The 24,150-nt window shown below is 38.7% G+C and carries 21 protein-coding genes and 1 other RNA gene; 6 read left to right on the top strand and 16 right to left on the bottom strand.

All coding sequences use genetic code 11. From position 1 onward, the window contains the following. Positions 1 to 66: 66 nt before the first annotated feature. Both ADIARSV_RS23230 and ADIARSV_RS22195 read left to right on the top strand, forming a co-directional pair. The gene (locus ADIARSV_RS23230; RefSeq protein WP_200864757.1) at positions 67 to 270 is read left to right on the top strand and encodes a DUF4372 domain-containing protein; all 204 of its coding nucleotides are present in this window, start codon (positions 67 to 69) and stop codon (positions 268 to 270) included. 323 nt (positions 271 to 593) lie between these two features. Beyond that, positions 594 to 758, top strand: a complete 165-nt coding sequence (locus ADIARSV_RS22195) for a hypothetical protein (protein WP_016196155.1) — start codon at positions 594 to 596, stop codon at positions 756 to 758. Positions 759 to 1,816: 1,058 nt separating this feature from the next. Here ADIARSV_RS22195 and ADIARSV_RS20690 read toward each other — a convergent pair. Then, the gene (locus ADIARSV_RS20690) at positions 1,817 to 2,305 is read right to left on the bottom strand and encodes a hypothetical protein (protein WP_052017024.1); all 489 of its coding nucleotides are present in this window, start codon (positions 2,303 to 2,305) and stop codon (positions 1,817 to 1,819) included. 499 nt (positions 2,306 to 2,804) lie between these two features. Here ADIARSV_RS20690 and ADIARSV_RS13670 point away from each other — a divergent pair, with 499 nt between their 5' ends. Then, positions 2,805 to 3,575, top strand: coding sequence for a phosphatase PAP2 family protein (locus tag ADIARSV_RS13670; RefSeq protein ID WP_016196159.1), 771 nt, complete (start codon positions 2,805 to 2,807; stop codon positions 3,573 to 3,575). 11 nt (positions 3,576 to 3,586) lie between these two features. On the opposite strand, the gene ADIARSV_RS13675 is transcribed toward ADIARSV_RS13670, so the two are convergent. The 9 genes from ADIARSV_RS13675 to ADIARSV_RS13715 form a co-directional block, all read right to left on the bottom strand. Next, on the bottom strand, positions 3,587 to 4,219 hold the full coding sequence (locus tag ADIARSV_RS13675; protein ID WP_016196160.1) for a cytochrome b/b6 domain-containing protein: 633 nt from the start codon (positions 4,217 to 4,219) through the stop codon (positions 3,587 to 3,589). 41 nt (positions 4,220 to 4,260) lie between these two features. Beyond that, on the bottom strand, positions 4,261 to 5,484 hold the full coding sequence (locus tag ADIARSV_RS13680) for a DUF3570 domain-containing protein (protein WP_040300109.1): 1,224 nt from the start codon (positions 5,482 to 5,484) through the stop codon (positions 4,261 to 4,263). A 15-nt stretch (positions 5,485 to 5,499) separates the two neighbouring features. Beyond that, entirely contained in the window at positions 5,500 to 5,730 is a 231-nt protein-coding gene (locus tag ADIARSV_RS13685; RefSeq protein ID WP_016196162.1) for a DUF4266 domain-containing protein, read from the bottom strand. Position 5,731: 1 nt separating this feature from the next. Next, the gene (locus ADIARSV_RS13690) at positions 5,732 to 6,667 is read right to left on the bottom strand and encodes an FAD:protein FMN transferase (RefSeq protein WP_016196163.1); all 936 of its coding nucleotides are present in this window, start codon (positions 6,665 to 6,667) and stop codon (positions 5,732 to 5,734) included. 7 nt (positions 6,668 to 6,674) lie between these two features. Further along, on the bottom strand, positions 6,675 to 7,100 hold the full coding sequence (locus ADIARSV_RS13695) for a thioredoxin family protein (RefSeq protein WP_016196164.1): 426 nt from the start codon (positions 7,098 to 7,100) through the stop codon (positions 6,675 to 6,677). Between the two features lie 4 nt (positions 7,101 to 7,104). After that, positions 7,105 to 7,533, bottom strand: coding sequence for a QcrA and Rieske domain-containing protein (locus ADIARSV_RS13700; protein ID WP_016196165.1), 429 nt, complete (start codon positions 7,531 to 7,533; stop codon positions 7,105 to 7,107). Between the two features lie 81 nt (positions 7,534 to 7,614). After that, positions 7,615 to 8,868: a sensor histidine kinase gene (locus tag ADIARSV_RS13705; protein ID WP_040300110.1), complete on the bottom strand. Its 1,254-nt coding sequence runs from the start codon at positions 8,866 to 8,868 to the stop codon at positions 7,615 to 7,617. Continuing rightward, positions 8,865 to 9,542, bottom strand: coding sequence for a response regulator transcription factor (locus ADIARSV_RS13710; protein ID WP_016196167.1), 678 nt, complete (start codon positions 9,540 to 9,542; stop codon positions 8,865 to 8,867). Before ADIARSV_RS13710 ends, ADIARSV_RS13705 begins: the two co-directional genes overlap by 4 nt. A gap of 50 nt (positions 9,543 to 9,592) precedes the next feature. After that, complete coding sequence (locus ADIARSV_RS13715) at positions 9,593 to 12,100, bottom strand: cation-translocating P-type ATPase (protein WP_016196168.1); 2,508 nt, start codon at positions 12,098 to 12,100, stop codon at positions 9,593 to 9,595. A 169-nt stretch (positions 12,101 to 12,269) separates the two neighbouring features. Between ADIARSV_RS13715 and ADIARSV_RS13720 the strand changes: the two genes are divergently transcribed. After that, a complete protein-coding gene (locus ADIARSV_RS13720) occupies positions 12,270 to 13,268 on the top strand; it encodes a D-isomer specific 2-hydroxyacid dehydrogenase family protein (RefSeq protein WP_016196169.1) in 999 nt (332 codons plus the stop codon). Between the two features lie 60 nt (positions 13,269 to 13,328). On the opposite strand, the gene ADIARSV_RS13725 is transcribed toward ADIARSV_RS13720, so the two are convergent. From ADIARSV_RS13725 to ffs, 6 genes are all read right to left on the bottom strand, one after another. Next, positions 13,329 to 14,060: an SGNH/GDSL hydrolase family protein gene (locus ADIARSV_RS13725; RefSeq protein ID WP_235048423.1), complete on the bottom strand. Its 732-nt coding sequence runs from the start codon at positions 14,058 to 14,060 to the stop codon at positions 13,329 to 13,331. 248 nt (positions 14,061 to 14,308) lie between these two features. Beyond that, positions 14,309 to 14,596: a hypothetical protein gene (locus tag ADIARSV_RS13730; RefSeq protein ID WP_016196171.1), complete on the bottom strand. Its 288-nt coding sequence runs from the start codon at positions 14,594 to 14,596 to the stop codon at positions 14,309 to 14,311. 116 nt (positions 14,597 to 14,712) lie between these two features. Then, positions 14,713 to 15,837, bottom strand: coding sequence for a cyclic dehypoxanthinyl futalosine synthase (gene mqnC / locus ADIARSV_RS13735; RefSeq protein ID WP_016196172.1), 1,125 nt, complete (start codon positions 15,835 to 15,837; stop codon positions 14,713 to 14,715). A 70-nt stretch (positions 15,838 to 15,907) separates the two neighbouring features. Continuing rightward, complete coding sequence (locus ADIARSV_RS13740) at positions 15,908 to 16,891, bottom strand: YpdA family putative bacillithiol disulfide reductase (protein ID WP_016196173.1); 984 nt, start codon at positions 16,889 to 16,891, stop codon at positions 15,908 to 15,910. 61 nt (positions 16,892 to 16,952) lie between these two features. After that, positions 16,953 to 17,627, bottom strand: a complete 675-nt coding sequence (fsa, locus tag ADIARSV_RS13745) for a fructose-6-phosphate aldolase (protein ID WP_016196174.1) — start codon at positions 17,625 to 17,627, stop codon at positions 16,953 to 16,955. Between the two features lie 129 nt (positions 17,628 to 17,756). Further along, an RNA gene (gene ffs, locus ADIARSV_RS21225) (signal recognition particle sRNA small type) lies at positions 17,757 to 17,855 on the bottom strand. 277 nt (positions 17,856 to 18,132) lie between these two features. Between ffs and gltB the strand changes: the two genes are divergently transcribed. Beyond that, positions 18,133 to 22,638 (top strand): glutamate synthase large subunit, encoded by a 4,506-nt coding sequence (gltB, locus tag ADIARSV_RS13755; RefSeq protein WP_016196175.1) that lies wholly within the window; start codon positions 18,133 to 18,135, stop codon positions 22,636 to 22,638. 2 nt (positions 22,639 to 22,640) lie between these two features. Continuing rightward, the gene (locus ADIARSV_RS13760; RefSeq protein ID WP_016196176.1) at positions 22,641 to 24,110 is read left to right on the top strand and encodes a glutamate synthase subunit beta; all 1,470 of its coding nucleotides are present in this window, start codon (positions 22,641 to 22,643) and stop codon (positions 24,108 to 24,110) included. Positions 24,111 to 24,150 lie beyond the last annotated feature (40 nt).

Consider the following 24,150-nt stretch of genomic DNA (forward strand, 5'->3'; position numbering starts at 1 on the left):
TCTCGATGATAAATATAACATTATTTAACAAATTATAGCCATTTAGACTGATCAAAGTTCAATAAACTGGCTTCCGTAAAAGGAACAGACAAGCGTAATAAGGGGTATACCAGCTGGACGCATCTGGTCTTGATTTTTTTCCGCCAATTTGCGAAAAGCCAATCGGTACGTGATATTGGTAATGGTCTTCGCTCTGCTACAGGTAACGTAAATCATATGGGTACAAAAGGCACCTTCAAAATCAAGTGTCAGCTGCCAGAACAAGCATAGCGATTATACCCTGTTTAAAGATTATTATTTCTGCCTGCTGGAAAGTCTGGAAAAGCAGGCCGGGTTCAAGCAGGTGAAATTCAGGATCAAGTCCAAAATCTTTTTGCTGGACTCTACAACTATTAGTCTATGCCTGTCCTTATTTGACTGGACAAAGTACAAAACAGCCAAAGGAGGTGTTAAAATGCATACCTTATTGGATCAATCTGCCGGCTTACGTGCATATAACAGATGGCAAAACGGCCGATGATAAAGGGGGCATAGGAGGTTCCTTTCATAAGGGATTGTGGCAGACCGTTTTTACAATGATTTCTATCTGCTGAATGTCCGGGACAGCAAGGGTGTATTTATTGTCATCAGGCACAAAGAAAACCTTCAGTACGAACCAAAAAGGCGAAATCACCCTTCCTGAAAACAGGCATCAGCATATCATGATAGATAAACGGATTGAACTCAAAACTCCTGCCTCTAAGAAAAAAATACGGTAAGAAACTCAGAAGGGTGGCAATCTGGGACGAGAAAAACAAGCAGACCATAGAGCTCATTACCAATCAAATGACCTGGACAGCAAACACGATTAGCAAACTTTATAAAAGCCGCTGGCAGGTTGAGGTTTTTTTTTAAGGGAAATTAAACAGGACCTGCATATTAGATCCTTCGTGGGAACAACAGAAAATGCGGTAATGATACAGATCTGGACCGCACTAATTACGATACTCATCTTAAAAGCGCTCAAGGCTATGGCTCAGTATAACTGGTACCTATCAAATCTGATCGCCTTCATTAGGCTGAACATTTTTGTTAAAATAAACTTTCAGAAATGCTTGGATAAACCATTTGATGAACCAGCAAAAGTGCATCCTAATAACAGCCTACGGGGGATTCTTTTTTGGAAACCCTCCCAATAGCCTCTTAATTCAATTATAGGTAAGATTTTTATTAATATCTAAAACGTATAGGACACTATTGGCCTACAGCTAATGATTCAATAAATCTCATTATCACTTTAGAAAACCCTTAACGTAGGTGCTTTTCTGATATAGCGGCTCTATGAAAAACAAGAAAATCGCTAACCGTTAACCACTTGCCCTATATTTCAGCGTATGCAGGTTGATAGTTAAGAAGTGCACAATAGCCGATAATATCACTATCACTACCCTTTGTGCGGTTTAAAACGCCAGTGCATGTTTTAAATGATTAATGGGTTTGTTGTTTTTGAAATTGATGTATTGCACAACAGCTACACTACTTATTTTGGAACACATTCTGATTAAAAGACCATTTAAGGACTTGGCATAATTCCTCTTGATAAAAAGATGATCACAAAGTTGAGAAAACTAAGTTTCAATTCGTTTTCTCATATAGCTGTATGCCGGGATTCCAGAGTGAGACTAGCTTCTTCATATTGTTTCTTAATGGCGTAATAAACTTTATTTTATCCTTCTCAAATAATGATGTCTGGTAAGGATGAGATAGGTATCCAATATCTGCAATTAACTCACAATTAGATCATTACATCTTTTTAAGCTAAGATAAGTAATTCATATCATGCACATTGCTGCTGTAATTCCCATTGAAACAGGCACTCCTGCTTTAGAAGTAATGAGTTGCATTTTAACCCGTAATAATGGAGCTTGTGCGAAGCATGGTGTCCTCTGGATGGTTTTACCTGATCTTCTTTACACATTTTAGTTTTTGAGATCCTCACATTCTGACACATGGGTATTGGAATAGAATCAATAATAAATTGATGATTTTTGGGATTGATTACTTCTGCCATAGGCTGAGCGACCAGGGCAATATAATCCTGCAGCCTTTTGCGCCTCCGGTTATATTGTGACCGGTCTATCAGATTGGGAAAATCTGCCCGGTATTCAGTTCTTAACTTAGAGAACAACAAATTTTCAGAGTCAATCCCCAATGTCTCTGAGGTAATAGAGAGCGCAACTAATTCAATATCAGAGAGTTTATGTAAAAGCCTGTACTTGAAGAAGTTCCCATCTGATACTAAAACATCAGCTTTGCAGATTTTCAAATATCAGGAATCTTCACGAAATTAGTTCTTAGGTAGTACATATAAGAAAGCTTTGAATCTTTTCTTAAGTTACTGCTTTGCAGTAATATGCACAACTTATTTTCCCCTACTTCCTTCATATTTGTATCCTATTTAAACCGCACAACGGGTTGCCACTATAAATCACATAAACATTACCTTGCTTCATGTCATTTTCTAATATGAATTGGTTCGGGTAGCCATACTGTTTCCTACGGTAAATTGCGCACTTTATAATTTCCCAAATGTCGCCGAACTGATCAATTTCTGCCTTTCCAAATTTATAATCAATAATTTTTTAATTAATCTGTCTATAATGAAACCATGTTCTAATGATTGATTCCTATCCTCCTTTTAAACTTAAAAGTCGATAGGGGGGAGTAGGATTTTAATCTCTACAGAATCTCTTCAGAATCTCTTCAGAATTGGGTCATAACTTAGATATATAAACAATGATATATCTATTTTGACTCAAATTCAAATGAAATTAAGCCTAATCATAGTTTGGTTGGCTTTATCCACTTCAACTAGTTACGCACAAAAAATAAATTCTCAAGAAACAGATACCCTGTTAAATGTAAGCGAATTTACTCCCTATCGATCTCCACAATTAAAAGGATTAATTGTTCCTGCTGTTGCTATCGCTTATGGCTTTTCAGCATTACATAGTAAATTACTAGGTCAGCTTGATTTTAGTACGAATGCCGAACTTAGAGAAGACCACCCTAACTTTGCACTGCATGCTGATAATTATCTTCAATATGCCCCCATAGTTGCGGTTTATGGATTGGATTTAGCAGGTATCAAAAGTAAACACAACTTAATAGATCGTTCGGCTTTATTGCTTTTATCTGGGGCAATCATGAGTGTTAGTGTTGGCACAACGAAGTCAGCAACACATCGCTTACGTCCAAATGGAGATAATTACCATTCTTTTCCCTCTGGCCATACCGCAACAGCTTTTATGTCTGCAGAATTTCTTCATCAGGAATATAAAGATCAATCTCCATGGTACAGTATCATGGGTTATACTGCTGCTACTGCGACTGGAGCTTTAAGAATGTATAATGAAGCGCATTGGTTTAGTGATGTTATTGCGGGTGCCGGTTACGGAATTCTTTCCACTAAAATTTCTTACTGGGTCTATCCCTATATTAAATCGAAAATGTTTCATGGTAAGCAAGTAAATACACTAATAAGTCCAGTACATCAACAAGGATATACTGGACTTATGTTTTTACGTCAATTTTAAAAAATTAAAGATTAGCTATTTTTACCTCCGTTAATCATGTCGGATACAATTCCGTTACTCTCTTTTCTCTCCGCCATAACCACACCTGCAATATGTACTAGAATGAAGGCGATTATAAGATACATACAAAACCCATGCACTTCTTTTATGCTATGGCTCAATGGTTTAGGAATGCCTAGTTCGTTATGAAATGCGAGGGATAAACCGGTTACTACCATGATGGTTAATAGAAGATAGAAAACTAGATATAGAATCTTAACCGTTAATCCATGACGTACTAACAAGGTGCGTTGCCGGGCTACAAAAAATCTCTGGTAGAGTTTTTTAAGACTTATGGAAAATTTTTGATCCCTAAGCTGAAATGCCTCCAAAATAAGCCTGAATAAAAATAGTGTTGCAACGGCATATCCAAAGTAGATATGCACACCCCAAACACGTTCTTGCAGCTCATGCGATAGCTCTTTAGCAGCCTGCGTTGCTCTCATCGCTGGTCCCTCAAATAAGGTAGAATTGATTAATACCGTAATTAAGGACCCTGAGATAGCAATGGCACTAAGCCAATGCCATAATCGGAGTGGGGAAGAATTCTTTATATATTGCGGTAAATTTTCGACATCCTTGTGGACAGGTTCAATAATTGCCATGATTGAATTTTTAAATGAATTTAAGAAAAGGTTCCATCTGATTATTTGATTTTCAAGTTTAATGAAATAATATTGGATGTCAAATTTGTGGATCGACTATAATGCCCATATCTTAATTCCAGCATATTCAAATGTTGCCAACCAAAGACACCTTTAGGGGGTGCAAATCGGATCCCAGTACCGTAGAAACTACTGTTTAAAGTTGATAAATCATAGTCGGAAGTAAAGTATTGTACAGTTGGATCATGTTGGCCATAAGCAGCAAAGTAGCGCGTTCCTTTTTGATTGTTATACCGATAAAACGGGCTTACGGATATAAATGAACTCAATTTAATCGGTACTTCTATTTCTGCAGTATGTGCCCTTATTCCCCAGTTATCCATATAATACCGGTAAAAAGTACGGATTACAAATCGATCACCTAAGAAATAATTCAACCTTGCTCCGATAGGTAACTTATATCGGTTGTCGGGTAAGGTTTCTGCGCGTAAAGATCCATCTGTAAAGTAATTTCGCTGGTATTTCGTTGCCAGTAAACCATGCTGATAAGCGGGTTCGACAATTAACTCTACCTGCAGACTCTTGTTGATCACTTGGGAGAGACCGAATGAAGCATTGAATGAGTTTCTTGGCTCTGACCCTACTCCTCGCGAGTCGCCTTCTGATCCTGATCCATAACCATCTGTTCTGAGCTCAACTGGCAGGATGACTTTCCATGTATCTAAAAATGCCTGCAGTTTAAAGTCAAACTGTGTGTTTTTATTTTTTGATAAACGGGTTAAATTAAATCCAGCACCAAGGGATTGGTAATCATATTCCTGAGAATAGGAGCCGGTAAAACCATAAGAATTGCCTGTTTCATCATTCGAATGCGTCCAGTTTACGGATGGATAGATCCGGATATCAGACATAGAAGCAGAAGAAATACTATTTGGATCGATTTTATCTGATGAAGCAGAGGTATAATGATCTACGCCTAACTCAAATAGGAAGGTATTTTTTTTGCCTTGTTTGTTGTACTTAGACAACTGCAAGTCAAATGTATTAGCAATGTCGGTTAACTTTTCAGTACCAATACCACCGGTTACAGCGGAGTTATTACCATCCTGATGGTAATAGGCTGAAACGAAGTTGGCTTCGTCGAAATGAAGTTTACGTGATTTATACTGAGAAGTATCACCACTTGGAAGTTGATGTACATTTTGTGCATAAGTGCCGAACATACCGAGGTAAAGTGCAGCAATACACAGATAGAGTTTTTTCATGTTTAGATCAGATAGTTAATTACAGCCGCAACCTCCACCACTTTTCCCTCCGTTAGCACCTGATCCGCCTTCGCGGTACAACTGGAAACTTTGTTCGAACTTTTGTATTTTTCGCGCTGATAAAGCCATATCAGCATCATTTAATCGGTTTTTTTGATACGGCTTTACCGTACTACAGGCGCTTAGGAGATTAAGCATGATTAGTCCTGCACAAAACAGGAAAACTCCTTTTTTTGAAAATTCCATATTAGCGTTTAACATTAATGTTTTTTGAAGTATACATGCGGTCAAAGTCATCAATAATAATACAGGCTACTTGTTTAAGCTGGTTGATCATGTCGAGTCCTACCCGAACTCCCATTACTACAACCGGAGTTGCCATTGCATCAGCTAACTCGGCGCTTGGGCCAAGTATGCTGACACTTTTAATACCACTTACAGGTAAGCCTGTTTTAGGGTCAATAGTGTGCGAATACCTTTTCCCGTTTATAGTCGCATACTTTTCGTAATTTCCGGATGTTGCAATGGCCGTATTACTGATATTTATTGAAGAAAAAGGACGTGTGCATTGGTCTGGGGCGGCAATACCAATCGTCCATGGGGCTCCGTTTAACTGTGTGCCCCAGGTAATTAAATCACCTGCGGCATTCACTATTCCACTTTTTATGCCTGCGTTTTTTAAAACAAACATAGCCCGGTCGGCAGCATATCCTTTACCAATTCCACCAAAACCTATGCGCATACCTGCATGTTTAAGCATGACCGTCGAGTGATCAAGGTCAACTAGTACATTTTGATAATTGATAAGACTCACAGACTGGAGGGCTGTTTCGCAGCTTGGTAAACTGGTCATATTCACATCGAAATTCCATAAACTTTTATCTATAGATCCATAGGTAATATCAAATGCCCCCTGAGTCAATTCGGATATTTTTAAAGACCTCTGAATCAAATGAATCACTTCTTCATCTACCTGAACCGGTTTAATTCCAGCATTTTTATTAATATAATTCGTCTGACTGGTATCTTTAAAAGTGGATAATAATTCTTCAATCCTTTGCACTTCAGCAATAGCAGTATCAATTGCTTTGGCACCAGACTCCTGCGTGTCAGAAATTACTGTAAATTCAAACCGGTTGCCCATGAGTTTTAGAATTCGATTACTGGATACTTCTGCTAACATACCTGGTTTAATGAATGGATTCAATCTCTTTCACAAACTTATCTGGTGTTTCATTGGGGTAACCATCCCATGACTTTAAGACCTTACCTTGTTCATCAATGAGTAGGGTGTAGGGGAACTTTCCTTCGTTATTATATTTTTCAGCCAGTGCCTCATTCAGTTTCACCTGTTCTGCCGGAAGACGGTTCTTCTTTTGTCTCGGAAAATCAGCACGCACCAATACAAGATGATCAGAGGCATATCTTTCAAATGTTTCCGATTCCAGAATCTCCTTGCGAAGACGAATGCAGGGGCCACACCAGTCTGAGCCTGAGAAGTTAAGTAAGATTAGTTTATGGGATGTTGTGGCTTCTTTTGTGGCCACATTAAAGTTACCAAGCCATACCGTAGGTACAGTAAGCAAGGAAAATAGTGTTATAAATAGTAGTTTCATGATCTTATGAATAAACCCGTAATAAAGTACCTGTAACTTGTGTTTTATATGTGGTTAAGGACCTTGATGCTGGTCCCTGTGTAACTGAACCGCTTTCAGAGAAGGTGGCACCATGATTTGGACAGTAAAATCTACTGCTGCCGCTCTGATAGGTTAAAGTATAGTTTTCATGTGTACATGACCTTTGCACGGCAATATAAGTTCCTGCTTTGGTACGCGCTACAATTACTCCATTGGATGCCAAATAACCTCCATTAGCCAGTAAAGTAGCATTTGCTGATGCATTTAAATCTAGGGTGAAATCTACATTGGAAGACCCGGACACACCCGAAGAAGGGCCATCTGTGCTTTTAGCGCAACCGCCCACACAGTTTAGTAAAGCCAGAGAAGCTACTCCCATTCCCATACTCGTTAAAAAATCTTTTCTGTTCATTTTTTTGTTAATAAGAAGATGTTAATTGTACTTTTTAAGTAGCCTGTCGTTTCAAATTTTCTGTTTAAGAAAGTGTTGTCCTTACTTATTAAATTGAATGATGAAATGGTGCAAAGGCTTGTCATACGTATATTTAAGATCGTACTGCAGCCGGTTGCAGATTTGCTTCAAAATAGAGAGTCCTAAACCGGTGCCCTCGGATGTGGTATCTTTGTAAAAGCGTTCAAATATTTTAGCCTCATCTAAACCATCATTTGTACTCGTATTTGAAAAAATAAGTTGTGTGGCGGTTAAACTTATATTAATCGTTCCCTTTTCTATATTGTGCCTGATGGCATTACTGAAAAGATTGTTGAGCAGAATTTCTAGCAATTGCTGGCTTATAAATAGGGTAGTGGGCTCAAGATGAAGATGAATAGTTAATTTTCTTTTCAAAATCAGTTCCTGAAAATGCAGGAGTTTCTCTTCTATGGCCTTACTTATTAAAATATCTTCCTGATCATTCAACAGATTATTATCAATCTTTACCAGCATCAATAAGGACTGGTTTAATTTAGTCAGCCTGGAAGTTGCTTTGTACATATCTGTCAAAAGTTCACTTTCTTCCCTGCCCAATAAATTAGATTGCAGCATTGTATCCAGCTTAGAATTAATTACGGCTAATGGGGTCATCATTTCATGAGACGCATTTTCTGTAAATAATTTAATTTCCTTGTAGTCTGATTTTACTTTTGACGAAAGATCGACAAATGCGTTATTGAGGTCACTGAATTCTTTTATTGATGTTTTAACAGGTTTGAATGGAACATCCTGATTGACATTGAATGCTTTTATGTTAATTAAGAGTTGTTTGAAGGGATTCCATAAACTCCTTATCATAAATCTATTTACAAGTAAAAGGATAACCAGTAATGCTAAAACAGGCAATATGATCACCTTTAAAATGCTTTTGATTTGTTCTTCATTTTCGACTTTTGAAGCGATGATAGTAACCTTGTACTGTTCGCCTTTAAGCGTTATCGTAGATTGAAGGTATCGAGCTGATTCCATACGGTGTTTTTCATCATTATAAAAAACAGTATCGGCAATAATTTTGGAATTGTTTTCAGCTGTCTTCTTATATTGGATGATAAGCTCTTCAAAACTGTTGGGCTGGTATAAATTATTTTTACCCGCTGTATATTGTTTTACTTCCATGAGCTCTTCTTCCAACTGATCATCCATTTGCTGAGCAAGATAATAGCTTAGTGTTCTGTAAAAAAGAAGACCTATAATGATTAATCCAACACAACTAACCAAAAACAAAACCCTGTTATACCTGCTGAAGAGTCTCAAGATTCTACGAATTTATACCCAACACCATAAATAGAATGAAAGTAATCCTTACATCCTGCATCGGTTAACTTTTTTCTGATATTTTTAATGTGGGTATAGATGAAATCAAAACTATCTGCCATATCTGCATCATTGCCCCAGATATGTACTGCTGCTGCAGACTTTGAGATCACTTTAGATTTATTGGTCATGAAATATAAAAGAAGATCAAACTCCTTTCTGGTGAAATATACCGTATGTGAATTCACTTTGACTTCCATGGCGTGGCTATCAATTTCCAATTCATTGAAAACAATCCGGTCGCTTCCATTAAACTGGCGTCTTCTGATTATTGACGTAATGCGTGCATATAATTCAGACAAGTGAAAGGGTTTAACCAGGTAGTCATCAGCACCTAAGCTCAGTCCTTCAATTCGCTGATCTACAGCATCGCGTGCTGATATGATTAAAACGCCATCCGGTTTATTCATCTTTTTTATAAACTTCAGCAAATTAAGTCCTTCTCCGTCAGGGAGGGTCAAATCAAGCAACACACAGTCGTAGTCATAAAGGGCGATTTTCTGATAGGCATCATTGTAGGTCGAAGAGCAGTCACATACATTACCCTCGGCAATCAGGTATTGATGAATACTTTTTTGTAAACTTTCTTCGTCTTCTACAATTAGAATTTTCATACTACCAAGATCGATACTAATTCTGTTGACATTTTGTAGTGCCTACTAATTTAACTTTTTTTAACGAATTGCCTGCGGGTGTAAAAAAGCTTATAAAGTTCGATCCACAGAACTCCGGCAAAGGCGACAGCAAAGCAAAGTAAGAGATCAAGGCCACTTAAAGCCTCAAATTCAAAGATATTTCGAATAGCTGGTGTATAAATAGACAGAAATAGGACGATTAATGAGATGCCTATAATGATGGGAATAAATATGTTTTTATATTGAATAGTAGTAATTATGGAGTAATAGAATGATCTGTTGGCAAAAGTTAGGAAAAGATTAGAAAAAATGAGTGTAGTGTAAATTACGGTACGTACCAGTGTTTCGTTATGATCGTTTGCCATAAAATAATAACCTATTCCTAAACAGGCAGCTGTAATAGCGAATCCCTGGATTATACTTACTGATAATTCTTTAAATGAGAAAAATGAAGAACTCATTTTTCTAGGTTCTTTCTCCATCGATCCCGCTTCTATTGGTTCATTTTCGAATACGATGGAACAAGTAGGACCCATAATAAGCTCTAGAAATATCACATGTATAGGAGAAAAGATATCAGTAAATTTCCATAGGAGCAGGAGTGGAAGTGTTACGATTAGAATAATTGGAATATGAATAGAGATAATATATTGAATGGCCTTCTTTAAGTTTTCGTAGATCCTTCTGCCTAAGGCTACGGCGTCGGTCATATGGCTCAGATCATCATCCATTAAAATTAAAGAAGCGGCGCTTTTAGCTACTTCGCTTCCTCTTAAGCCCATAGCAATACCTATATGTGCGGCTTTAAGTGCTGGCCCGTCATTTACACCATCTCCGGTCATGGCCACTACTTCACCATTGGATTTCAGGGCTTCTATTACCTTAAGCTTGGCTTCCGGAAACATTCTGGCATACATGTCCACCACTTTTACTTGTTGGCAAAGCGTTGTTTGATCCATATCCATTACTTCCTTACCAGTTAATACGGAAGAGCTATTTTTAAAATGAATCTGGTTAGCGATAGAGATAGCGGTATCGGGATAATCACCTGTGATCATTTTTACACTGATGCCGGCCTGGTAGAACTGCTGAAGTATTTTCGTCATGTTCGCTTTCGGGGGATCGTAAAAAGCAATCAGACCAATAAAGACAAATTCGAATTCCTGTTGTGTTTTAGGCAAGTTGGATAGATCCTGATTTGATTTAGCAACAGCCAATACTCTAAAACCCTTTGATGCATAACTCTTTGTTTTGATTACAATACCGGCTTTCTGCTCATCAGTTAAGTTAGATTGGTTCAATACCCCTTCAACACTGCCTTTCACTGCGATAATGGACGTGCCTTTTTTATTGCTCAGGACATGTGTCATAATAGGTGGGGTTCCACTCAAAGGATATTCATGTACGAAAACGAAATCTTTCCTTTTATCTTCGGGAGCTACTTCTCCATAAATATGGTGAATAGATTTCTCCATTTGATCAAATGGATCGGTTTCTGATGCCCATAAAGCATATTCCAGAACCTCATTTAAGCTGTAGGCATCTTTGGTATAGTCAAAATCTTTATCCGAAGCAAAATCATAAATGGCGGAGATTTGCATTTTATTCTCCGTAATGGTTCCTGTTTTATCAGCACATATTACAGTGGCTGCACCTAATGTTTCTACGGTATGTGGGCTTCGGGCAATAACTCCTTTTTTGTACAAATGATAGGCGCCTAATGCCATGAAGGTACTGAACGCTACCGGAATTTCTTCTGGCAATACAGACATAGCCAGCGTCAATCCATGAAGTAATCCATTCAACAGATTACCTGAGGTATAATAATTAACTCCCCAAACAATGAGGAAAGCAATCAGTCCAAAAATAACCATGGAACGGATGAAACTTTTTATCTGAATCTGTAGAGGCGTTTTAGTAGTTTCAATTTCCTGAAGGGACTGTCCAATTTTACCTAAAGCGGTATTCTTTCCAATGATTTCTACACGAGCAATACTGGAGCCGGACATGACTGTACTTCCCTTAAATAATTGGTTATTCGGTTCATTCAGGTCTTTAGCGATGGCAAGTGACTCTCCAGTGAGTAAACTTTCATTGACGGAGAAATCATTTGACTTCAAGATCTTCCCATCAGCGGGAACAATATTGCCGTCTTCTACAACAATTAAATCACCGATTACGAGTTCTTCAGTATCAATATTTGTTGTAATACCAGCTCTGATGACTTTAGCATGGGGACTAGAGAGCTTTTTTAAAGAATCCACCGCATTTCTGCTTCTGTTTTCCTGAAACAGAGAGATAGCAGAAATGAAAAGCAAGGCCACCAGCATGATGATGCCTTCTTTGTAATCGCCTAAAATAAAATATATAGATGCCGCGCAAACAAGGATAAAGAATAGGGGCTCAGTCACCACATCTTTTACTATTAACCAAAAAGGGGATTCATTTTCAGTAAAAGCTGAGTTAGATCCGTTCTTTAATCGGCTGGCAACGACTTCTTCAGGAGACAATCCCTTTAAGTCTATGTTATCTTCCATAATGGTTATGATAGGATCGTTTAGCTGTCTTTTGAGAAAGAAAATCCTATTACTGGGCAAATATTACAATCAAAATGATAAGAAAAGATATAAATAAGAGAATGAATAAATAGTATATAATAAATGAATGTTGCTATATTGTCTGCAATCAGTTATAAAAAATTAGCAGATGAAGCAAGAATTCGGTATAAAAATAATGGTGTATGAGTTGAGGGATGATGAAAGGAATGTGTTTGAGAACCTTGCTCAAGAACTTCATGTAGAATATACTTTCAGTCATAAAATGTTAAATATGGAGACCATTCCATTAGCGCAGGGTTGTCAGGGCATATGCATTCTTGGAATAAGTAAAATATCGGCTGATATTCTTCGTCAGATGAAAGAGATGAAGATCAGTTATCTGTCCACACGTTCCGTTGGGTTCAATAATATTGACATGGAAGCAGCAAGAAAGTTAAACATTAGGGTTAGTAATGCCGATTACGGACCTGATGGTGTTGCCGATTATACACTGATGCTGATTCTGATGTCGCTGAGAAAGTATAAACAGGCCATGTTTCGGGGAAACGTAAACGATTACTCGTTGAAGGGACTCCAAGGGAAGGAAATGAAGGACATGACTGTGGGAATTATAGGCACAGGAAGAATCGGTGCTAGGGTTATTGACTTTCTTTCCGGATTTGGTTGCCGTGTACTGGCTTATGATCCTTATCCGCAGGAAAAGGTAAAAGGAAAAGCAACCTATACGGATTTGGAGACGCTTTATGAAGAATCGGATATTATTAGTTTACATGTTCCATTAATGGAACAAACTTTCAGAATGATTAACCGAACTTCGCTTTCCAAAATGAAGAATGGTGTAATTGTGGTTAACTGTTCAAGAGGGGAGTTGATGAATATTCCTGATGTTATTGAAGGTATTGAAACGGAAAAAATAGGGGCACTAGCCCTTGATGTGTTTGAAAACGAAGATGGGATTTATCATTTCGACAGAAGAACGGACATTATCATTAATCGTGACATGGCTTATATCAGACAATTTCCGAATGTGATCATGACCCAACACATGGCTTTTTATACAGAAAATGCGGTTAAAAGTATGGTGAGTTGCGGAGTAAAAAACCTTGTTTCTTTTATTAAAGAAAGTCGTGCTGATAATGAAATATAATTAGCCAGCTGTTTCTGGATGAATGATCAGGAGCAACTCGCTAATTAAAAATGCGTATTATTAATTATCTCTATTATATGTAGCTATTATAGCATCTACCCAAATGGCATACGTTTTTGCTGAGTAATGTAATCCATCTGAAGCAACTAGTGAAGGATCAGATGTAACTTTTCTTGAAGTAGGGGTGATGTTTGTATAACTGGCACCCCGAGTAAGTGTTTCTTCTCTATTAATGGCATTGAAAGCATCAATATCGGCTGAAACCTTAGCTTGATCCCGGCCACTCCTTTTTCCATAAGGTGTTAGACCCCAGTCCGGAATGGATATAACAGATACATGTTTAGTTTTACCATCAGCTAATTTAATTGCAGTGTTCAATAGATCCCGGAACTGTGTGCGGTAGGTCGTTTTTGATAATCCTTGAAATTGGTTGTTTACTCCAATCAGTAAGCTGACGAAGTTGTATTTCTGAGTTAGTTTGGCTGCTACAATCGCTTTTTGTAAATCACTGGTTGTCCAGCCTGTTTTGGCAATCACGGTTGGTGCTGCAAAGTTTTTGTTCTTTAAATTGAGTTTCGTGACAAGCTGATAGGGGAAGCTTTGTTGCTGACTTACCGATTCTCCTATGGTATAGGAATCGCCCAATGCCAGATAGTATTGCTTTGGTGGAGTTGTGGCTGATGCGCTTGTCGCAGATAGCTGATGGTCATTCGTATTCAGGACAGGTGTTTCATTTTTACTGCAACCCATTAATATAAAGAGCGACAGAATTACAGGTGTTATTTTCATCATAAATTAACTGACTTGAAAAAGAAAAGTTTGATCAATTTAATTTCAAATGCCTGTTTATATCGTTTATAAGTAACAGAAATTCACACTTTTATGAAAAAATCGAACTGGTGAATATAGTAGCTGATGAAATTGAATGCTCACTGTAGGTAGTGTCTAAATTTATATTTTTATTTAAAATGGGATGATTATCCAATCTCAGAAACATCTCAAATTCTGTTACTAAAAGTATTTTGGATTGCAATTAAGAATTAATTAATCTCCGCTATAATAGTGCGTGGATCAATCAATTCTGAAGGCATTTGTTGTTTTTCAGCGGCAAGAATACTTTCTTGTTCGCTCTCATCTGCTGGTGAATAAAGAATATAAAAGGCATATTGAGCTTGCACTATGTCAACAGTACCTGAGATGTTAACATTAGACAGACTGGTCATATTCGACTCAATCAGGTGTGCCTCTTTATTATCGGCCAGCCATTCATTTATTTCTATTTGTAAAGTTGCTATTGTAGGTGCATTAAAAAGCTGGATCTTTTTCATCTTTAAAGTATGTTGTAAACCTGACTCCCTAAATGACGTACCAAGCTATAATTTTGTTTGTTTCAATTTCATAAAATAGATTATGTTGCCATTTTGTTTAAAGATGTTACTATTACTTAATAAGTAATAGTCTGTTGTTGTATTTGAGAAGGAACATCTCTGAATCCGTACTTTTGATTACGTAACTGAGGTTCGAAACCTGCTTCTCTAATAGATTGCTGAATTCCTTCTGACGTAAAGCGATGTGGTGCACCTGCTGCACTGACCACGTTTTCCTCTATCATAATAGATCCGAAGTCATTTGCTCCACCATGAAGACAAATTTGTGCTACACTTTTACCTACGGTTAGCCAGGATGCCTGAATGTTTTTAATGTTTGGAAGCATGATTCGGCTTAAAGCTAGCATCCGGATGTATTCATCTGCAGATACTTCATTTTTAATCCCTCTCACACGTTTAAGTAATGTTCCATCATCCTGGAAAGGCCAAGGGATAAAGGCTATAAATCCTGGAGCTTCTGCTGGCTTTTCTGCTTGAACTTCTCTGATCCAAACTAAGTGTTCAAATCGTTCTTCAATGGTTTCGACATGTCCGAACATCATCGTTGCAGAGGTGCCTAAACCTAATTGATGTGCTGCACGCATGACATCCAGCCATTCCTGACCGCCACATTTGCCTTTAGAAATTAGCCGGCGGACACGGTCATTTAGGATCTCAGCTCCAGCACCTGGAAGTGAGTCTAATCCCGCAGCCATAAGTTCTTTTAAAATTTCAGTATGACTTAGTCCTTCTAACTTTGCAACATGCGCAATCTCTGGAGGGCCCAGGGAATGTAACTTTAAAGTAGGGTATAGTTCTTTTAATTGTCTGAATAAATTGGAATAAAATGCCAAACCAAGATCGGGATGGTGTCCTCCCTGAAGAAGCAGCTGATCGCCTCCCAAGCGGAAAGTCTCTTCGATCTTTACTTTGTAAGTTTCAATGTCGGTGATATAGCTATCCGGGTGTCCGGGACGCCTAAAGAAATTGCAAAATTTACAGTTGGCAATACAAACGTTAGTAGTGTTTACATTACGGTCGATTTGCCAGGTAACTTTACCATGTGGTACTTGTTTTTTACGGAGTTCATTAGCCGTGTACATTAATTCGGCTGTAGCGGCATTTTTATATAAATAAACCCCTTCCTCTTGTGTTAGGAATTCGAAGTTTAGCGCTCTCTGTAGCAGATCCTGGTTATTCATCCCTGCAAAGATACAGTGAGTTTAATCCATTTTAAGCAAAAAAAACAATATGTGGTCATTAAAACGTCAATTATGCAGTATGAAGACGAATATGCCTGGCTATTTTTTCTGCATGTTCACGTGAATTTTCAATAAAATAACTGTGTGTATTCATTCCACCGCAAACTACTCCTGCCAGGTACACATGGGGTATATTGGTTTCCATTGTTTCTTCATTGTGGGTAGGCAGCTGATCATCATCAATCGAACATTCAACTCCCATATTCTTTAAAAAACTGAAGTTGGGAAGGTAGCCTGTCATGGCCAATACAAAATCGTTTGGTATGGTTACTTCACCTTCCGGCGTATTAATAATAACTTGATCAGGTGTTATTTCCTGTAGCGTGGAGTTAAAATAGACTTTTATACTTCCTTCATTAATGCGGTTTATAATATCAGGCTGCACCCAGTACTTTACCCTGTTATTGATTTCTGATCCTTTAATGACCATGGTTACCTGTGCGGATTTGCGATAAGTTTCTAATGCGGCGTCAACGGATGAATTACTTGCTCCAACCACAACTACGTTTTGAAAAGCATAATAATGCGGGTCATTATAATAATGCCTTACCTTGGGAAGCTCTTCTCCCGGGATATTTAGTTTGACGGGAACATCATAAAAGCCTGTAGAAATAATGATGTTCTTTGCCTGGTAGGAAGCTTTAGCAGTCTTTACAAAGAAATCTCCGTTCTGTTTTTGTACTTCGATTACTTCTTCAAACAAACGAACATTCAGATTATAATGGATTGTTGCCCGTCTATAGTATTCAAGTGCTTCAGCCCGTGTAGGTTTGTTATTCACGGATACAAAAGGAATATTTCCAATCTCCAGCTTTTCAGATGTAGAGAAGAAGGTCATGTTAACCGGATAGTTGTACAGGGAATTTACAAGGCAGCCCTTTTCAATGATCACGTAGGATAAGCCTTCGTTCCGGGCTTCTATTCCACAGGTTAAACCAATGGGACCGGCACCAATAATTAGAACATCGACAGGAATGGCGGATGAAGATATCATTGCGTTTATCTTTTAAAATAGATAAAAACGTCCGTAATGAAATTACGGACGTGTAAGAAAATTAAGCAAGTACTTTAGCAGCAGCTTCAGCCTTATCATGATCAGCAAGGAACTGAGCAAGGCCACTGTCTGTTAATGGATGTTTTAGTAAAGCAGCAATCGCTGATAGGGGAGCTGTAATTACATCAGCTCCTACCAGTGCGCATTGAAGAATATGCATCGGGTGACGAACTGAAGCTGCAAGGATCTGAGTTTTGTATCCGTAGTTGGTATAGATCGTCTTAATATCTTTAATCAAGGCAACTCCGTCAGTGGAGATGTCATCAAGACGTCCGATAAATGGAGAAACATAAGTTGCTCCTGCTTTAGCGGCAAGTAATGCCTGTCCAGCTGAAAATATCAAAGTACAGTTTGTTCTGATTCCTTTAGAGGTAAAGTATTTAATTGCTTTAACGCCTTCTTTGATCATAGGAACTTTAACTACAATTTTTGGATGTAGTTTAGCCAAAGCTTCGCCTTCAGCAACGATCTCATTAAATGTAACCGCAATAACTTCTGCGCTGACATCACCATCTGTAATTTCGCAAATGGCTTTATAGTGATTGATTACGTTCTCCTGACCAGTAATGCCTTCTTTTGCCATCAGGCTTGGATTTGTAGTCACACCATCAAGTATTCCCATATCATGGGCTTCCTTAATCTGAGCAAGGTTTGCAGTGTCGATAAAAAATTTCATGTTAATGTTTAATTTTAGTTATGGATACAGGAGTCGCAATACTGTTAATAGAGTAAACCCATGCAGCCCGGCTAAGTTAAAGCTTTGATAATTGGTTAGGAAGAATAATGTGGATTTTTAAGAAAAAAAAAGGGGCTAGCCCCTTCTATCGCACCGCTCAACTCTTTACCCTTGCTGTGTTCCCACCCTGGGGGAGTTCAAGAGGAGCTGGTCGTAGAAGACTAACCCTTGGGTCAAAGGTAATAATTTATATAAAACTAGAAAATGATTTTGAAAAAAAATATAAATATCTTATCTTGGATTATTATTTCATTCTATCACCATCGGATTCTGCGAGATTGTTTGATTAATTGAATGAATTAGTAATATTTTAAAATACAGCATTTTATTTTAAAAACTTGTTAAGAAAAGTTATGTTTGCTTTAGTTAAGTTGAACTTTTTTTAAGTATTGTTGAAGTATTAACTTATAAGGTCGAAACCTTAAATCGTAATTTGCACTGTCTAATGAAACAAACTGAAAATGACCAGATGGGTTTATATCGCCCAGAATTTGAACACGATTCTTGTGGGGTAGGCTTTATTACTCATATCAACGGACATAAATCACATAAGAATGTATCGGATGCGCTCACTATTCTTGAAAATATGGAGCATAGAGGGGCTTGTGGATGTGATCCTGATTCGGGTGATGGTGCCGGTATATTATTACAAATTCCACATGAATTTCTCATGGAGGAATGTATCTCACTTGATATTCATTTAACTGAACCCGGACATTATGGGGTTGGAATGATCTTCTTTCCAAAAGATGTGAATGAAAAGGAATTATGCCGCACCGTTATTATCAATGCTGCTGAGCGATTAGGATTAACTTTACTTGGCTTCCGACCACTTCCTGTTGATCAATCTGTGGTAGGTCAAACTGCGCTGTCTGTAGAACCTTCAGTGGAACAGCTTTTCGTAAGTCGTCCTGCTTCTTCTGCGAGTGAAGATGATTTTGAACGGAAATTATATGTTTTTCGCCGACTGATAGCTACATCGATCAGCAATGAGAACTTTTACATTCCTTCCTTGTCTAGTCGCATCATTGTATATAAAGGACAGTTAACTACCTACCAATTACGGACATACTATAAGGACCTCCAGGATACAAGGCTTACTTCAGCCTTTGGGATGGTGCATAGTCGATTTTCTACCAATACATTTCCTTCATGGAAGTTGGCTCAACCTTTCCGTATTTTAGCCCATAATGGAGAAATTAATACGCTGACAGGTAATTTGAACTGGTTTTATTCCGGTTTAAGGTCGTATGCTTCTTCTTATTTTTCAAAGGAAGAAATGGAGATTGTGCTTCCTGTTATTGGTAAAGGTCAATCTGACTCAGCTTGTCTGGATAACATCGTGGAACTTCTAGCTCATACAGGTCGTTCATTACCACACGTAATGATGATGCTGGTTCCTGAGGCATGGGATGGCAATGAACAGATGGATCCGATTAAAAAGGCCTTTTATGAGTTTCATGCTACATTAATGGAACCTTGGGATGGTCCTGCTGCACTTACGTTTACTGACGGTACACAGATAGGGGCCTTATTGGATCGAAACGGACTACGTCCTCTTCGTTATGCTATCACAAACGATAAACGTATCATTGTAGCTTCTGAGGCAGGTGCTTTACCTATTGAAGAAAAGATCATTATTAAAAAAGGACGTCTTCAACCAGGTAAAATGTTCCTGGTTAATCTTAAAGAAGGGAAAATCATCACCGATGACGAAATCAAACATTCTATAGCTTCCAGTCAGCCTTATGGCGAATGGCTTGAAAACTATAAGATCAATATGGAGGAGCTTCCTGAACCCAGGGTGGCTTTCACTAATCTTTCCAATGATTCGGTACTTAAATATCAACAGGTATTTGGTTATTCCCGTGAAGATATTGAAATCATCATTAAGCCGATGGCCGTTGATGGTAAGGAACCTATAGGATCTATGGGTACTGATGTTCCTCTAGCTGTTCTTTCTGATCGCCCTCAGCATATTTCCAGTTATTTTAAACAATATTTTGCCCAGGTGACTAATCCGCCAATTGACCCTATCCGGGAGCGGATGGTTATGAGTCTGGCTACCTTTATTGGAAGCAATGGGAATTTACTGGATGAGGATAAAATGCATTGTCATGTTGTGGCATTAAAACAGCCGATACTGACCAACTATGAACTGGAGAAATTAAGAAGTATTGATACCGGTATGTTTCATGCCAAAACTCTTCAGACTTATTTTAAGGCGGACGGGCAACCGGGTGCTTTAGAAAATGGCTTGCAGCGTTTATGTCGCTATGCTGAGGATGCAGTCAATGACGGATTTGAGGTAATTATACTTTCAGATCGTGCAATTGATTCAGAACATGCACCTATACCTTCTTTATTAGCAGTTTCTGCTGTACATCATCATCTTATTCGTCTTGGATTTAGAGGTCAGGTTGGTCTTGTAATAGAAGCCGGAGATATTTGGGAAGTGCATCATTTTGCTTGTCTTCTTGCTTTTGGAGCAAGTGCAATCAACCCTTACCTGGCTCTTGCCACTATTTATGCGCTCAAAGAGGAGAATAAACTTGAAACTTCTTTAGAATATAAATACCTCGCTAAAAATTATATTAAAGCGATCTGTGATGGTCTGCTGAAGATTTTCTCTAAAATGGGAATCTCAACACTCCAATCTTACCAAGGTGCCCAGATATTTGAAATTTTAGGGATTAACAAACAGGTAGTAGATCGTTATTTCTCCGGTGCCGTAACCCGTATTGGTGGTTTAGGTTTGGATGAAATTGCCAAGGAAAGTCTGTTTAAACATAATCATGGTTTTGTTCATGCGAAGCCGGAAGAGCAACTGCTTCCAGAAGGAGGTATTTATCAATGGAAACGTAGGGGAGAAGCACATTTGTTTAATCCTCAGACGGTACATTTATTGCAACAGGCAACTAAAACGAATGATTACTCCATTTATAAGCAATATGCAAAGCATATAAATGATCAGTCGAAAAAGATGTATACACTGCGTGGATTGTTTGAATTCGCGCACCATCGGGAACCTGTTCCTATTGAGGAAGTGGAGCCTATCGAATTGATCATGAAAAGATTTGCAACAGGTGCCATGTCTTTCGGATCTATCTCTCATGAGGCACATAGCACCATGGCCATCGCAATGAATCGTATTGGCGGTAAAAGCAATACAGGTGAAGGTGGTGAAGATGATATGCGTTATATACCTCTGCCAAATGGCGATTCCATGCGTTCCGCCATTAAGCAAGTTGCATCAGGAAGGTTCGGCGTGACTTCTTATTATCTTACAAATGCGGATGAACTTCAAATTAAGATGGCGCAGGGTGCTAAGCCCGGTGAAGGTGGACAGCTTCCTGGACATAAAGTAGACGAATGGATTGCTAAGGTCCGTCACTCTACTGCTGGTGTTGGTTTAATATCTCCACCACCACACCATGATATTTATTCCATTGAAGACCTTGCACAATTGATATTCGACTTAAAAAATGCGAATCGTGCTGCCAGAATTAATGTAAAGCTTGTTTCAAAAGCAGGTGTCGGAACGATTGCTGCAGGAGTTGCAAAAGCACATGCGGATGTAATTCTGATAGCCGGATATGATGGCGGTACAGGTGCATCACCTTTGAGTTCTATCAAACATGCAGGGCTACCTTGGGAACTTGGATTAGCTGAAGCACATCAGACACTGGTTCGTAATAGTTTAAGAAGCAGGGTTGTATTACAAGCCGATGGACAGCTTAAGACAGGAAGAGATATTGCCATTGCAGCACTTCTTGGTGCTGAAGAGTGGGGTGTGGCTACATCTGCTCTAATAGCCGGGGGGTGTATTATGATGCGTAAATGTCATTTGAATACTTGTCCGGTTGGCGTTGCTACTCAGGATCCTGAGTTACGTAAGTTGTTTACCGGTAAACCCGAACATATTGTTAATCTTTTCCATTTTATAGCGGAAGAGCTTAGAGAGATCATGGCTGAACTTGGTTTCAGAACCGTTAACGAAATGGTAGGCCGCTCTCAATTTTTAAAAGTACGTGAGGATAACACACATTGGAAGACTAAAACTTTAGATCTTTCGGCTATACTATTCCCGGCTACTAATCCTTCTCATCTTACTCTTTATAACAGTGAGTCACAGGATCATGGAATGAGTGATATCCTGGACTGGAAGTTATTGGAACATGCTAAACAGGCATTAGAAACTAAAACTCCGGTGTTCGGGTCTTTCGAATTACGGAATACAAACCGGACCATTGGTACCTTGCTTTCAAATGAAGTATCCAAAATCTATCATTCTGCAGGATTGCCTGATAATACCATTAATTATAAGTTCACCGGATCTGCAGGACAAAGCTTTGGCGCATTTTGTGCTAAGGGTTTATCTTTTGAGCTCGAAGGTGAAGCAAATGATTATGTAGGTAAAGGTTTGTCTGGAGCCAGACTTGCTATTTATCCTTCAGCAGAAAGTACACTGGTGCCAGAAGATAATATCATCATTGGCAACGTCGCTTTATACGGTGCAACTGCCGGAGAGCTATTTGTTCGCGGTCAGGCTGGTGAGCGATTTGCAGTACGTAATTCTGGCGCAGTAGCCGTAGTTGAAGGTGTTGGAGATCATGGTTGTGAGTATATGACCGGAGGAAGAGCATTAATCCTGGGGAAAACAGGACGTAACTTTGCTGCTGGAATGAGTGGTGGTATCGCTTGGGTTTACGACGTTGATGGCACTTTTGCAGAGAATTGCAATCCGGAAATGGTTGATCTGGATCCTTTAACCGGAGAAGATGAGGAAGAAATCCTTGCTTTGCTGAATACACATCTCAAGCTGACTCAAAGTCGCCTTGCCCTGTTCCTGCTAAGTAACTGGAATGATGAAGCACGTAAGTTTATTAAAGTGTTTCCAAAAGAATATAAAAGAGTTTTACAACACGCACAATATCAACCAGTAAATTGATTATGGGAAAAATTACAGGTTTTAAAGAATTCAACAGGGAACTTCCGTCAAAGAGGTCACCTGAAGAACGTATTCAAGACTATAAAGAATTTAATACAATGTTTGCAGCTGATAAGCTGAATAATCAGGCTGCCCGTTGCATGAATTGTGGAATACCATTCTGTCATTCAGGCTGTCCACTTGGCAACATTATACCTGAATTCAACGATGCTGTTTATAAGGAAAATTGGGAAGAAGCGTATACTATTTTGTCTTCAACCAATAATTTCCCCGAGTTTACCGGGCGAATCTGTCCTGCTCCATGTGAATCTTCATGTGTTTTAGGTATTAATAAGCCTGCTGTAACCATTGAGGAAATTGAAAAGCACATCATTGAAATAGCCTATGCAAAAGGTTTGGTTAAACCTAAAGTGCCTCTAATTCGTTCAGGGAAGACTATCGCCGTTATAGGATCAGGTCCGGCAGGTTTAGCTGCTGCGGCACAACTTAACAAAGCAGGTCATATAGTTACCGTTTTTGAGAGGGATGATCGTGCGGGGGGACTACTTCGTTATGGCATACCGGACTTTAAACTAGAGAAATGGGTTGTAGAACGTCGAATCCAAATCATGCAGGAAGAAGGTGTTGTGTTTAAATACAATACAGAGGTTGGTGTACATATTCTAGCAGACGAATTATTACGTGATTTTGATGCTATTGTATTGGCCGGTGGCTCTACAATACCACGTAATTTGCCAGCTCCAGGAAGGGATTTAAAAGGTGTTTATTATGCCATGCAGTTCCTTAAACAACAAAACAAACGAGTAAGCGAACTTGAAGTACAAGGTGAAGAAATTCTTGCTACCGGAAAAGATGTCATCGTAATAGGTGGTGGTGATACCGGATCGGATTGCGTGGGAACATCAAACAGACAAGGTGCTAAGTCAATTACTCAGTTTGAATTGATGCCTGTGCCTCCTGCATCCCGTACAGAAAGTATGCCATGGCCTACTTATCCAATGGTCCTTAAAACTACATCTTCTCATGAAGAAGGTTGCAACCGTTCATGGAGTGTAAATACCAAGGAATTTGTTGGTGACGAGAATGGTAACCTGACTGGAATTCGTATTGTTGATGTATTGTGGGAAACTGACGTTTTTGGCAGACCAGTTAAGTTTGCTGAAGTGGAAGGATCTGAACGTGTATTACCCGCACAGCGAGTTTTCCTTGCCATGGGTTTCTTATTTCCTCAAAAGATTGGGTTATTGGAACAACTAGGAGTTGAGTTAGACGAACGTGGAAATGTACGTGCTCAGGAAGGTGTATATCAAACAAGCGTAAATAAAGTTTTTGCTGCCGGAGATATGAGACGTGGACAATCTCTTGTTGTTTGGGCAATTTCCGAAGGACGTGAAGCTGCCAGAAGAGTAGACCAGTTTCTAAGTGGCTATACCTCTCTTGAAAGTAAAGATGCTGAAAGTATGTATGCTTAATTTTTTACTATAAAACTATAAAATATTAATTGCTTTAAAC

This window comes from Arcticibacter svalbardensis MN12-7, from assembly GCF_000403135.1.
GTDB classification, from domain to species: Bacteria; Bacteroidota; Bacteroidia; order Sphingobacteriales; family Sphingobacteriaceae; genus Arcticibacter; species Arcticibacter svalbardensis.